This window comes from Kitasatospora sp. NPDC053057, from assembly GCF_044546945.1.
In the GTDB taxonomy this organism is placed as follows: Bacteria; Actinomycetota; Actinomycetes; order Streptomycetales; family Streptomycetaceae; genus Kitasatospora.
The window spans coordinates 44,412-56,709 of record NZ_JBITZP010000034.1; the positions used below are offsets into that span (position 1 = coordinate 44,412).

The 12,298-nt window shown below is 73.1% G+C and carries 11 protein-coding genes; 7 read left to right on the forward strand and 4 right to left on the reverse strand.

The features are described 5' to 3' along the window. Nucleotides 1-64 precede the first annotated feature (64 nt). Both ACIG5E_RS29050 and ACIG5E_RS29055 read left to right on the forward strand, forming a co-directional pair. Nucleotides 65-721, forward strand: a complete 657-nt coding sequence (locus ACIG5E_RS29050) for a transcriptional regulator (RefSeq protein WP_396538267.1) — start codon at nt 65-67, stop codon at nt 719-721. After that, entirely contained in the window at nt 718-1,848 is a 1,131-nt protein-coding gene (locus tag ACIG5E_RS29055; protein WP_396538269.1) for an aminotransferase class I/II-fold pyridoxal phosphate-dependent enzyme, read from the forward strand. Before ACIG5E_RS29050 ends, ACIG5E_RS29055 begins: the two co-directional genes overlap by 4 nt. Before the next feature lie 63 nt (nt 1,849-1,911). Here ACIG5E_RS29055 and nagB read toward each other — a convergent pair whose 3' ends face one another. From nagB to ACIG5E_RS29070, 3 genes are all read right to left on the reverse strand, one after another. After that, a complete protein-coding gene (gene nagB / locus ACIG5E_RS29060; RefSeq protein WP_396538271.1) occupies nt 1,912-2,694 on the reverse strand; it encodes a glucosamine-6-phosphate deaminase in 783 nt (260 codons plus the stop codon). A gap of 258 nt (nt 2,695-2,952) precedes the next feature. Next, on the reverse strand, nt 2,953-3,360 hold the full coding sequence (locus ACIG5E_RS29065; protein ID WP_396538273.1) for a hypothetical protein: 408 nt from the start codon (nt 3,358-3,360) through the stop codon (nt 2,953-2,955). A 175-nt stretch (nt 3,361-3,535) separates the two neighbouring features. Beyond that, complete coding sequence (locus tag ACIG5E_RS29070; RefSeq protein ID WP_396538275.1) at nt 3,536-3,880, reverse strand: SDR family oxidoreductase; 345 nt, start codon at nt 3,878-3,880, stop codon at nt 3,536-3,538. A 127-nt stretch (nt 3,881-4,007) separates the two neighbouring features. On the opposite strand from ACIG5E_RS29070, the gene ACIG5E_RS29075 reads away from it, so the two are divergent. The 3 genes from ACIG5E_RS29075 (at nt 4,008) to ACIG5E_RS29085 (ending at nt 7,517) form a co-directional block, all read left to right on the forward strand. Further along, nucleotides 4,008-4,769 (forward strand): serine/threonine protein kinase, encoded by a 762-nt coding sequence (locus tag ACIG5E_RS29075; protein WP_396538277.1) that lies wholly within the window; start codon nt 4,008-4,010, stop codon nt 4,767-4,769. After that, on the forward strand, nt 4,766-6,319 hold the full coding sequence (locus ACIG5E_RS29080) for a serine/threonine-protein kinase (RefSeq protein ID WP_396538279.1): 1,554 nt from the start codon (nt 4,766-4,768) through the stop codon (nt 6,317-6,319). Before ACIG5E_RS29075 ends, ACIG5E_RS29080 begins: the two co-directional genes overlap by 4 nt. A gap of 91 nt (nt 6,320-6,410) precedes the next feature. Further along, nucleotides 6,411-7,517, forward strand: coding sequence for a calcium:proton antiporter (locus tag ACIG5E_RS29085; RefSeq protein WP_396538281.1), 1,107 nt, complete (start codon nt 6,411-6,413; stop codon nt 7,515-7,517). Between the two features lie 285 nt (nt 7,518-7,802). Here the strand turns inward: ACIG5E_RS29085 and ACIG5E_RS29090 are convergent, their stop codons facing one another. Beyond that, nucleotides 7,803-8,864, reverse strand: a complete 1,062-nt coding sequence (locus tag ACIG5E_RS29090) for an LPXTG cell wall anchor domain-containing protein (protein ID WP_396538283.1) — start codon at nt 8,862-8,864, stop codon at nt 7,803-7,805. Between the two features lie 424 nt (nt 8,865-9,288). Between ACIG5E_RS29090 and ACIG5E_RS29095 the strand changes: the two genes are divergently transcribed. After that, nucleotides 9,289-10,602: a geranylgeranyl reductase family protein gene (locus ACIG5E_RS29095; protein ID WP_396538285.1), complete on the forward strand. Its 1,314-nt coding sequence runs from the start codon at nt 9,289-9,291 to the stop codon at nt 10,600-10,602. A gap of 275 nt (nt 10,603-10,877) precedes the next feature. Next, on the forward strand, nt 10,878-12,269 hold the full coding sequence (locus tag ACIG5E_RS29100; protein WP_396538287.1) for a hypothetical protein: 1,392 nt from the start codon (nt 10,878-10,880) through the stop codon (nt 12,267-12,269). Nucleotides 12,270-12,298 lie beyond the last annotated feature (29 nt).

Below are 12,298 nucleotides of genomic sequence, written 5' to 3' on the forward strand. Positions count from 1 at the left end.
CCCGGCCGGAGCTTTCCCGAGCGGCTTCTGGACGAAGCATCCGAGTCGGACGTACAGTCCATCCATGCCTGCCGAAACCCCCGACCCGCGTGTGCGGACCTGGTCGCCGGTCTGCCGCGCGGTGGCCCTGCTGCTCGGTCCCTACGCCGAGGTGGTGCTGCACGACACCGCCACCGACCGGGTGCTGGCCATCTGGAACCCGATGACCACCCGCGCCCCCGGCGACCCGTCCCTGCTCGGCGAACTGGACGAGCTGGACCCATCCGCGCCCGACGTCTACGGGCCGTACGAGAAGCTGCTGCCGGACGGCCGGCGGCTCTCCTCGGTCAGCGCGGTGCTGCGGGACGAGGCCGGAAAGGCCTCGGCGGTGCTCTGCGTCAACCTCGACCGCGGCCCGCTGGAGCAGGCCGCGGCCCTGCTGGCGAACTTCGCCGCGCCCACCGCGCCCCGCCCCGAGCCGCTGTTCGAACGCGACTGGACGGAGCGGATGAACGACGTGATCGGCGGCCACGTCCGCGCGCGGGGCCGCCCGCTGGAACGCTTCACCCGCGAGGACCGGCTCGCCGTACTGCGCGAGCTGGACGAGGCCGGGGTGTTCGCCGTCCGCCGCGCCGTCCCCGCCGTCGCCACCGCGCTGCGGATCTCCCGCTCCACCGCCTACGCCCTGCTCGCCGAGCTCAAGCACCCGGCCGAACCCCAGGAAAGACTGAGAACCCGATGACCCAGCTGCCCGACTTCCGGCTCGAAACCTACTTCACCCGCTGGGAGTTCACCGCCCGGTACCACCTCACCGCCTCCGACTCCCAGAGCATGACGATGGCCGAACTCCTCGCCCTGGCCGGCCCCGAGGACCGCGAGGCCTGGGACACCCTCGCCCTCGGCTACACCGAGACCTTCGGCGACCCGGGCCTGCGGCGGGCGATCGCCGGGATGTACGAGCAGGTCGAGGCGGACGACGTGATCTGCTTCGGCGGCGCCCAGGAGGGCATCAACCTCGCCATGCAGGTGCTGCTCGAACCGGGCGACCACGCGGTGGTGCTGACCCCCAACTACCAGTCGGCGGAGACCATCCCGCTCTCGCTCTGCGAGGTCACCGGCGTCGCGCTGGACGAGCGGCAGGACTGGGCGCTCGACCTGGACGCGCTCGAGGCGGCGCTGCGGCCGAACACCAAGGTGCTCTCGGTCAACTTCCCGAACAACCCCACCGGCACGCTGATCCCCGCCGCCGACTTCGCCCGGCTGGCCGAACTCTGCGAGGAGCGCGGCATCCGGCTGTTCTCGGACGAGGTCTACCGCGGCCTGGAGCGCGACCCGGCCCGCGCCCTGCCGCAGGCCGCCGACCTCTCCGCGACGGCCCTCTCGCTCAACGTGACGTCCAAGTCCCTCGGCCTGCCCGGCCTGCGGATCGGCTGGATCGCCTGCCGGGACCGCGAGCTGCGCACCCGGCTGGAGCGGGCCAAGCACTACACCACCATCTGCAACTCGGCGCCCAGCGAGGTGCTGGCCCGGATCGCGATCACCGCCCGCGACCGGATCCTGGCGCGCAACCGGGGCATCATCGCCGAGAACCTGCCGCGGTTCGACGCCTTCTTCGCCGAGTTCCCCGAGCTCTTCGACTGGCGGGCCCCGGAGGGCGGCTGCGTCGCCTACCCGCGCTACCTCGGCCCGGACGGCGTCGAGGACTTCTGCACCACCCTGGTCGAACAGGCCGGCGTGCTGCTGATGCCCGCGAGCATGTTCCGCTCCGAACTCACCCCCACCCCCACCGACCGCTTCCGGATCGGCGTCGGCCGCCGCGACCCCGGCCCCGCCCTGGACGCCTTCGCCGACTGGCTGCGCAAGCGCTAGCGAAAACGGACAGCCGGGGTGCCGATCGAGGGATCGGCACCCCGGCTGTCGTGACCGTACGGGTCAGAGCTTCTGCCAGGCCGGCTTCGCCGCGTAGGTGTCGCGGAAGTAGTCGGCGAGCCTGAGGCGGGAGGCGGCGGCCTCGTCGACCACCACGGTGGCGTGCGGGTGCAGCTGCAGGGCCGAGGCGGGCACGGCCGCGGCCAGCGGGCCCTCGACGGCCAGGGCGACGGCCTCGGCCTTGGCCTCGCCGGTGGCCAGCAGGACCAGGTGGCGGGCCTCCAGGATGGTGCCGATGCCCTGGGTGATGACGTGGTGCGGGACCTCGTCGATGCTGTCGAAGAAGCGGGCGTTGTCCACCCGGGTCTGCCGGGTCAGGGTCTTGATCCGGGTCCGGGAGGCGAGCGAGGAGCAGGGCTCGTTGAAGCCGATGTGGCCGTCCGTGCCGATGCCGAGCAGTTGCAGGTCCACGCCGCCGGCCTCGGTCAGCGCGCGGTCGTAGGCGGTGGCGGCCGCGGCGATGTCGGCCGCGTTGCCGTCCGGGCCCAGGAAGGAGTCCTCGGTCAGGCCGAGCGGCTCCACGACCTCGCGCAGCACCACCGAGCGGTAGGACTCCGGGTGGCCAACCGGCAGGCCGACGTACTCGTCCAGCTGGCAGACGCGCGCCCGGGAGGCGTCCAGGCGGCCGTCCCGGACCCGCTCGGCGAGGGACTGGTAGATCGGCAGCGGGGTCGAGCCGGTCGCGACACCGAGCAGAGCGTCGGGCTTGTCGGTCAGCAGATCGGTGATCGCCGCGGCGATGAGTTCGCCGGCCGCTGAGGCGTCAGGGACGATCACGATTTCCATACTGGGTCCACCGTTCTGAGGCGAGTCTGAGGTCTAGACCTCCGAGGTCTAGACCAGTTTGCCGTGAACGGGGCCGTTAGGTCCACCCGGGGCCGGTGCGGGGGCTCGGGCGTCCGGCCTGGTGGGGGCTTGTCGGGGCGGATGTGCGAGGAGCCGGGGCCTGTGAAGGCCCCGGCTCCCTGCGCCCTGTCGTACGGGCTGCCCTGTCTTACGGATGCCGTTCCACGGGTGGACGGCCCGGAGTTCTGACGTCAGGGGTCAGAACGGGTTGGTACAGGTGGTCACCTGCTTGCTGGCGTCCAGCGCCGGGCCGGCGGTGGCGCAGATGATGTGGGGGGCGGGGCCGGTGACCTTCGGGGTGGCGGCCTGGGCGGAGCCGAGTCGGACGGTCGACGCGCTGGCGACCGCCTCCCACGGGCTGCCCCAGGCCTGCTGGGAGCGCACCTCTACCTGAACCATCGTCAACTGGGTGGGGTCCGCGTTGACCTGGGCTATGCCGACGATGCCGTCACCGTCGGCCTGGTGCGTGATGCAGGGGCGGTTGAGCACCGTGGCGCAGGCGACGGTGCCGGCCTCGGACGTCGCCGTGGCGGCCATGGCGGGGGCAGCCGACAGCCCTGCGATCCCTGCCACCGTCATCATCACGGCTGCAATCCGAGTGTGCATGATACGAACCTCCTTGGAAATTAAGGGAATCTCACTGGGTGAGATGAGTCTTGCACACATCCTGGACTACGCATGTGTGCGTTGCGTCACACTCATGGTGACCATTCAACTACTGACTGCAATCGTTCGCCGAATGTTCAGCACACGGACAAGTTGCCGCCTGACGGAGGATCAGTCATCGGGGTGGCGGAACCATCCGCCGCCCGGCCGTCGCGCCGCCGTCCACCGGCACCGACGCCCCGGTCTGGTGACCGAAGTCGTCCGAGGTCAGTGCCAGGATCGCCCGGACGATCTCCTCCGGTTCGGCCATACGTTCCAACCCCTCGATGTTCAAAGGGCCGTAGGCCTTCTTGGACTGTACCCAAGCCCCGTCCGGGACGCCTGCCGGGCGGATGAAGGCGGTGCCCGTGGTGCCGGGGAGGATCGCGTTGATCCTGATGCCCCGAGGCCCGTACGCCAACGCCGCTGCTTTGACCAGACCTTGAACCGCCCTTTTGCCGGCCGTGTACGCGCCGCTCACGGTCCCGGAGGACAACTCCGCGCCGACCGGACGGGGTTGGCCGCGTTCCTTCACTCGTCCGGGTGGCGCTTTGCCACCCCGGCGAATCGGACGGATACCATCGAGCCGATCCCACGGAGGTGGCTGCGTGGACACGGTCATCGTGCAACTGCCCGGCCCGGCGCCGGATCCGGCGCCCGGCGCGGCGCCCGGACTGCTGCGGATGGGCCCCGGCGAGGCCGCGGTGTTCGGCCGCGGCGAGCCCGGGCGGCCGCTCGCCATCCCGCTGCCCGACCAGGGCGTCTCCCGCCGCGCCGGCGAGGTGGTCGCCGCCGAGGACTACTGGCGGCTGTCCAACTTCAGCACCACCGCCACCTACGTGGTGGAGAACCTCGAAGGCGCGGGGGAGCACATCAAGGTGGCCCCGGGGCGCCTCGGCGCACCCGTCCCGTTCGAGCTCTCCCGCGTCCTGCTGCCCGCCCTCGGCGAGCCCGCCGCCTTCAAGGTCTTCGCCCCCCAGCACGCCTACCTGGACGGCCCCCCGGGCGGCGCCGACGGCGAGCACACCGTCAGCCCCTTCGCCCTGGACCCGACCGCCAAGTACTTCCTGGTGCTGCTCGCGCTCTGCGAACCCCGGCTGCGCTCGCCCTCCACCGCCGCCGTCCCCGGGGTGACCGACGTGCTGGCTCGGCTGCGCGCCCTGCCCTCCTGCCGGGGGCTGACCCGCTCGGCGGTGAACTACCACATCGACTACCTGGTCGGCGCGAAGCTGCGGCTGCGCGAGCCGTACGAGGAGGGCCCGGCGGGCGGCAAGCGCGAGGAACTGGTCGCCCTGGCCCTGAGGTTCGACCTCGTCCGGGAGGAGCACCTGGCCCTGCTCCCGCCCCGGCGCCCGGTCCACCGGCCGTGAAGCCGCCCGGGCAGCGGGGCGAGCGGCACGGCGAGCAGCAGGGCGCCGCCCCGGATGCCGAGCCCCCCGCGGAGCGACCCGTCGCCGCGCCGCCGCCCTTCGACGTCCCCGACGGCTACCCGCTGGCCGGCTACCGCACCGGCGCCTTCCTCGGCGCGGGCGCCTGGGGCAGCGTCTACGCCGCCGAGGGCCCGGACGGCACCCCGGCCGCCGTCAAACTCCTCGGCCCGGCCCGCTCCAGCCCCGGTCAGCGCCGCACCCTGGCCCAGATGGCCGCGGGCGAGCTGCGCTTCAGCCGCCGCGCCGACCACCCCCACCTGATCCGCACCCTCGCCGTCGCCACCGTCGACGACCCCGACCACCCCGAACTGGACGGCGCCGTCGCCCTGGTGATGGAGCGCGCCGCCCGCAGCCTGCAGGACGTCCTGGCCGCCGCCCGCGTCGGCACGGCGGTGCCCGGCGCCGAGCGGATCCTCACCGAGGTCTGCGCCGGACTGACCCACATGCACCGGGCGGGCTGGGTCCACGGGGACCTCAAACCGGCCAACATCCTGCTGATGCCCGACGGCACCGCCAAGATCGCCGACTTCGGCCTCACCGCCGAACTGGAGGGCACCCACGCCTACGCCCCGCCGCTCGGCTCGCCGGACCACGTCCCGCCCGAGTGGTGGTCCCAGCGCACCGGGGCGCGCGGGGTCGCGCTGCGCCCCAGCGCCGACGTCTGGGCCTTCGGGGTGATCGCCCACCAGCTGCTCACCGGCGGACTGCACCCCTTCCTCGGCGCCACCGCCCGGGCCCGGTCACTGGCCGCCCAGGCGTACGCGCGCGGCGCCGCCCCGCTGCGGCCGGACCAGGCGCTGCCGGCGCGCTGGCGGCCGGTGGTGGCGGCCTGCCTGGCCGCCGACCGGGAGGAGCGCGCCCGCATCGACCTCGCCGCGCTGGTCGCCCGCGCCACCGCCCGCCCGGCCGGGCGCCGCAGGGCCGTCCGGGCCGGCGCCGGCCTGCTGGCGTGCGCGGCCGTCCTGCTGGCGCTGACCGGCGGCCCCGAGCCCCTCGCGCCGGGCGTCCACCGCGCCCCGCCGCCGCTGCCCGGGGCGATCCCGGCAGGCTCCGACGTCCCGACGGCCTACCGGGGCATGATCGAGGACGCGGCCCGGCGCTGCCCCGAGCCGGAGATCACCCCGGCCCTGCTGGCCGCGATGCTCAAGGCGGAGAGCGGCTTCGACCCGAACGCGGCCAGCCCGGAGACCGGCGAGTACGGCATCGCGATGTGGACGCCCGCCGTCTTCGACGCCTGGGCCAAGGCCGCCAACCACGACGGCCCGAAGTCCTACCTGGACCCGGGCGACGCGATCGCCGCGATGGGCAACTACGTCTGCTGGCTCGACCAGCAGATAAAGCGCCGCGGCTTCACCCGGGACCTGCCCGCCCTGGTCGCCGCCGCCTACCGCACCAGCGACAAGTCGGTGGCGGCCGCCGGCGGCGTTCCGGAGCGGGTCCGCCCGCACGTCGACAAGGTGCTCCGCTACCTCGCCGACTACGGCGGGTGACTGCGCAAATCGGGATGAGTCGTGCCACATCCCTACGTACCCCGGCGCGGGCGCCGGGGTGACCGGCCCCCGGTCTGGGATCCTCGGGCGCATGATCACGAAGCTCCGCGCGGCCTCCGCGCAATGGACCCTCGTCGTCCCGGTGGCGGCGTTCGTCGTCCTCGTCCTGACCTGGCACAAGGACCTGCCCGGCTGGGTGGTGGGCGTGGTCGCCGTGTTCCTGATCGGGGCGGTGCTGGCCGCCGTGCACCACGCCGAGGTCATCGCCCACTGGACCGGGGAGCCGTTCGGATCGCTGGTGCTCGCGGTGGCGGTCACCGTGATCGAGGTGGCGCTGATCGTCACGCTGATGGCCGACGGCGGGGACAAGTCCGCGACCCTCGCCCGGGACACCGTGTTCGCCGCCGTCATGATCACCTGCAACGGGATCATGGGCCTGTCGATCATCGTGGCCGCGCTCAAGTACCGCACCGCCGTCTTCAACGCCGAGGGAACCGGCACGGCGCTCGCCTGCATCGCCACCCTCGCCACGCTCAGCATGGTGCTGCCGACCTTCACCACCAGCACCCCGGGCCCGCAGTTCTCCACCACCCAGCTCGGCTACGCGGCCACCGCCTCGCTCGTGGTGTACGGGCTGTTCGTGACCACCCAGACCCTGCGGCACCGGGACTACTTCTTGCCCGTCACCCCGGAGGGCAAGATCCGCCGGGACGAGGACGACGACCACGCGAGCCCGCCCACCCTCCGGGCCGCCGGGGTCAGCCTGCTGTTGCTCGCCGTCGCGCTGGTCTCGGTGGTGGGCCTGGCCAAGGGTGTCTCGCCGACCATCGAGTCCGCGGTGGACAGCGCCGGACTCCCGCAGGCGGTGGTCGGCGTGGTGATCGCCATGATGGTGCTGCTGCCCGAGACCATCGCGGCGCTGCGCTCGGCCGTGCGCAACCGGGTGCAGACCAGTCTCAACCTGGCCCTGGGCTCGGCCCTGGCCAGCATCGGCCTGACCATCCCGGCGGTCGCGATCGCCTCCGCCTGGCTCTCCGGCCCGCTCGTCCTCGGCCTCGGACCGTCGCACATGGTGCTGCTCACCCTGACGGTCGTGCTCGGCACCCTGACCGTCATCCCGCGCCGGGCGACCCTGCTGCAGGGCGCGCTGCACCTGGGGGTGCTGGCGGAGTTCGTGGTGCTGGCGGTGAATCCGTGACGACGGTGAACCACTGAGGCCGTCGTGGCCGTGGTGAAGAACGGAAGCCCCTGGCACGTCCCCCCGTGCGGCCAGGGGCTTCCGTCGTCTTCGGCCGTGCCCGCTGGGAGGGGCGGGGTCACGGCCGGGAGCCCGTGGCGCCGGCGCGGCTGCCGACGGGGCCAGGGGCTCCGTGGTGCCGCGGCTCAGACGCGGCCCTGCGGCCTCCGGAGGGCTCAGACCCCCGGAGGCGGCGCGATCGGGTTCCGGCGGCACCTCAGCGGTGCCGCCGGCTCCTGCGGATCGTCAGGAGGAGGTGCGGCGACGGCGGGTGTAGACCACCGCGCCCGCGCCGGCGACCAGCAGGGCGGTGCCGACGCCCGCGTACAGCAGGGTGCCGTCGCTACCGGTGGAGGCCAGCTTCTTGCCGTCCGAGGCGCCCGGGATCGGGGTCGGGACGCTGACCTTGGCGGGCACGACCAGCGGCTGCTCCGGGGTGACCTTGGTGCCGGTACCGGGGTGCACCGGGACGGTGGCGGTCGGCGGGGTGGACGGGCCGGCGCTCGGGGCGTCGCTGGGCGCGTCGGTCGGAACCTCGGCGGCCGGGGTGGTGGGCGCGGGGGTCTTCGCGGGCTCGGTGGCCGGGGTGGTCGGCGCCGGGGTCTTGGCCGGTTCGGTCGCCGGAGTCGTCGCCGGGGCGGTGGGCGCCGGGGTGGCGGGCGGCGTGGCCGAGTGCGAGGGCGCGGGGGTGTGCGACGGGGTCGGGGTGTGCGAAGGGGTCGGGGTGTGCGACGGGACCGGGGTGTGCGAAGGGGTGGTGCTCGGCACGGCGGTCGGGCTCGCCGACGGGGCCTTGGTCGGGGTGCCGGTGGCGGTCGGCTTGCCGGTCGGGGCCGGGGTCTGGCCGCCGCAGTCGACCTTGAAGACCTTGTGCTTGGGGTTGCTGACGTCCGGCTGCTCCGGCAGCTCGCCGTCGACCAGCGGGATGGCCTTCCAGAACAGCATGTAGTGGCCGTCCGGCAGGTTGATGTCCTCGGTGCGGATGTGGCCCTTGTCGTCGACCGGGAGGTCACCGAACACGACCGGCTCGGTCATGTCGCTGTTCATGTCGAAGATCGCCCAGAGCACGTCCTGGTTCGGGTCGAAGCCGAAGGAGTCCAGGTAGAAGGTGCAGACCTTGGGCTCGTTGCGCACGTCCTCCTGGCCGGTGGCGGCATCGTGGATCTTCACGGTGCCGTTGTTGCCGGGGTGGCCCTTGCCGTTGCCGTTGCCGCCGGCGGCGGCGTGCGCGACGGGGGCGAGCAGCATCAGGGCGGCGGCGGTCGGGACGGCCACCAGGGAGCGTGCGGCGGTGGAGCGGATGTGCATGCGTTTTCCATCGGGTAATGGCAGGCCGGGACGAGCCTGTGAGGTGGGAGGGATGTCTCGGTCGGCCGCCGGGCTGGGGACCGGATTCGTACGACGTGAGGGGCACAAAAGTTCCCGTAGTGGGAAACGTGACGCAAGGGAGGTTTGGCCGGAATGCATCGCTGAGAGCGATTAGTCCGGCTAGTCCCTCGCAACAATCTGATCACCCGATTGTGTTGAACTCGTGCGCGCCGCAGGCATGTCATGCGATGGCCGGTATTGGCCGGTCCGCGACCCGGGCCCGCGTGTCGGGGCGGCGGGCGGAAGGCGGGGTTCTCTATCGTCCGTCTGGAACCGCCCAGTCCGCCGATTCCGTTGCGGGTGCGGCCGACCGCGTGAGCAAGCGGTCCGGTCCGCAGCCGATCCGACCCAGGGGGAGTGTTCGATGCCCGGCCCAGAGCAGCAGGTGCGACCGGAGCGGCAGCCGACCGCTCCGACCGAGGACAGCGCCGACGTCATCGTCGTCGGCGCCGGCCCGGCCGGCTCCACCGCCGCCTATCACCTCGCCCGCACCGGCCTGGACGTCCTGCTGCTGGAGAAGTCCGCCTTCCCGCGCGAGAAGGTCTGCGGCGACGGCCTCACCCCACGTACCGTCAAGCAACTGGTCGACATGGGCATCGACACCTCCGAGGAGGCCGGCTGGCTGCACAACCGCGGTCTGCGGCTGATCTCCGGGCACCGCTCGCTGGAGTTCGACTGGCCCGAACTCTCCGCCTTCCCCGGCCACGGACTGGTGCGCCGCCGCGCCGACTTCGACGAACTGCTCGCCCGCAAGGCCGCTGCGGCCGGTGCCCGGCTGATCGAACGGGCCAACGTGGCGGGCCCGTTGACGGACGATCGGTCCGGCCGTATCACCGGCGTCAGCGCCAAACTGGGCGAGGAGCGCAAGCCCGTCGAGTACCGGGCCCCGATCGTGATCGCCGCCGACGGCAACTCCACCCGGCTGTCCGTGGCGATGAAGCGCTACCGGCGCACCGATCGCGCGATGGGCGTGGCCTACCGCACCTACTTCACCACCCCGCGCCACGACGACCGCTACCTGGAGGCCTGGCTCGACCTGCGCGACCCGAACGACCCCGCCCACCGCCTCCTGCCCGGCTACGCCTGGGTGTTCGGCATGGGCGACGGCACCGCCAACGTCGGCCTCGGCGTCCTCGACACCGCCGGCACCGACCTCGACTGGCGCGACCTGCTGCGGCGCTGGTGCGCCGACCTGCCGCCCGGCTACGCCTACACCCCCGAGGCCGTCACCGAGCCGATCCGCGGCTCCGCCCTCCCGATGGGCCTCAACCGCCAACCCCACTACGCGGACGGCCTGTTGCTGATCGGCGACGCCGGCGGCACGGTCAGCCCCGGCACCGGCGAGGGCATCGCCTACGCGATGGAATCCGGCCGCTACGCCGCCGAGACCATCGTCCAGGCGCACGCCCGCCGCACCGACCGCGGCCGCGAACTCGCCCTGCGCGCCTACCCGCAGAAGCTGCGCTCCGCCTACGCGGGCTACTTCGCCCTCGGCCGGCTGGCCGCCGACCTGCTCGGCCGCCCCCGGCTGCTCGGCGCCGCGGGCGCCGCCGGACTGGGCCACCCGGCGCTGCTGAAGGTGGCGTTCCGGCTGATGGTCAACCTGACCGAGCCCAACTCCAAGGACGCCCTGGACCGGCTGCTCCACCTGCTCGGCCGGGTCGCCCCGGGGCGCTGAGGCCGGTGTGCCGGAGGTTGTCGTTCGGATGATCGGCCGATCCGATCGCCCGGTGCCTATCCGGCCACGCAGGGCAGCGCAATACCCCTGCGTGGCTTTCCGTGATCTGAACCGGCCCCGCACACGACGTCCGAGCTGTCTCCACAGCTGCACGGCTTCGCGATCGGGACCCGGGGGAATCCGTCCGGAGGCGGGACGCGGCCCAGCTGCTGACGGCCCGCCAGCCCCCCACGCCCGTTCCCCCAGGCTCCCATCCACCCTGAGGAGATCAGCCCGTGCGCGCACGTCTCGGCACGCTCAGATCCCTGCTCGTCGGCCTCTGCGCCGGAGTCACCGTCCTCGCCCTCACCACCGGACCGGCGCAGGCCGCACCGGCCGGCACCCGCGTCGGCGCGAGCCCGGCCGCCCGTGCGGCGGCCGCCTCCTACACGATCAGCACCCCGAGGAACATCTCGGCCGCCTGCTCCGGGCAGAACGCCGAGACCATCCAGGCCGTCGATCCGGCGGTGAACGCCGTGTACGACGTCTGGATGGGCTGCAAGGGCATCGGCTTCGCCGGTTCGCCGGACGGCGGATCCACCTTCGGCCTGCCGCTGACACTGCCCGGCAGCACCGGACAGAACGGCAGCCGGTCCTGGGACCCGGCGATCACCGTCGCGCCCGACGGCGCGGTCTACGTGGCGTTCATGGTCTCCCGCTCCGGCCTGACCTACCCCGTCGTGGACGTCAGCACCGACCACGGCGCCAGCTTCAAGACCGTCGGCCAGATCGCCCCGCCGGACGCGAACAACTGGGGCGACCGGGACTTCATCACCGCCGGTCCGGACGGAACGCTCTACCTGACCTGGGACTACGGGCCGAGCGCGGCGGCCGTCACCTTCGTCTGCGCGGCGTCCGGCAGCTGCTCCTTCGCCACCGGCGACGTCAACGCGGTGCTGCAGAAATCCACCGACGGCGGCCGGACCTGGAGCGCGATGTCGCACATCAGCCCCGGCTACCCGAACAGCGGGGCCGACAGCGCGCCCGTCGTGGTCGAGCCGGACGGCTCGATCGACGTGCTCTACCAGGGCTACGTCGTCACCAACGTCCCGACCGACGACCTGACCGTCGCCTACACCTACGCGACCCGCTCCACCGACGGCGGCGCGACCTGGTCCCAGCCGGTGCGGATCGGCGGCGGCGCCGGGTCGATGAACAACAGCGAGTGGTGGATCGACGGCAGCGAGGCGCTCGGCCCGGACGGGACGCTGTACGCCACCTGGGACACCCAGGGCTCGAACAGCGACACCGGGTGGCTGTCGTACTCCCGGGACCACGGGGCGACCTGGTCCGCCCCGCTGCAGGTGCCCTCCGACACGCTGAACGTCCCGCACATCATGCAGGTCGTCGCCGGACCGCCCGGGATCGCCTACGTGGGCTGGCTGTCGAGCAGCGACCCGCGCGGCTACGCGCAGTACCTCCGGACCTTCTCGACCACCCAGGGCTGGCTGTCCGCCCCGGTCCAGGTCTCGCAGAACTTCGGCACTGGCACGGTGTGGCCCGGCGACACCTTCGGGTTCTCCGCGCTGGGCCCGGACCGGTTGGTGCTGGCCTGGGGCAGCGCCGTCGCGCCCTCGGCCTCGAACGACGGCATCTGGGCCGCGACGGTCGGCGTGGCGCTCTCCTAGGACGAGGCGGGTGTGCCGGCCACGGGCCC

Bases quoted from the DNA above. Each gene is read 5' to 3' on its own strand.
- ACIG5E_RS29095 (WP_396538285.1), top strand. From the start codon at position 9,289: ATGCCCGGCCCAGAGCAGCAGGTGCGACCGGAGCGGCAGCCGACCGCT.
- nagB (WP_396538271.1), bottom strand. From the start codon at position 2,694: ATGGAAATCGTGATCGTCCCTGACGCCTCAGCGGCCGGCGAACTCATC.
- ACIG5E_RS29050 (WP_396538267.1), top strand. From the start codon at position 65: ATGCCTGCCGAAACCCCCGACCCGCGTGTGCGGACCTGGTCGCCGGTC.
- ACIG5E_RS29085 (WP_396538281.1), top strand. From the start codon at position 6,411: ATGATCACGAAGCTCCGCGCGGCCTCCGCGCAATGGACCCTCGTCGTC.
- ACIG5E_RS29055 (WP_396538269.1), top strand. From the start codon at position 718: ATGACCCAGCTGCCCGACTTCCGGCTCGAAACCTACTTCACCCGCTGG.
- ACIG5E_RS29090 (WP_396538283.1), bottom strand. From the start codon at position 8,864: ATGCACATCCGCTCCACCGCCGCACGCTCCCTGGTGGCCGTCCCGACC.
- ACIG5E_RS29065 (WP_396538273.1), bottom strand. From the start codon at position 3,360: ATGCACACTCGGATTGCAGCCGTGATGATGACGGTGGCAGGGATCGCA.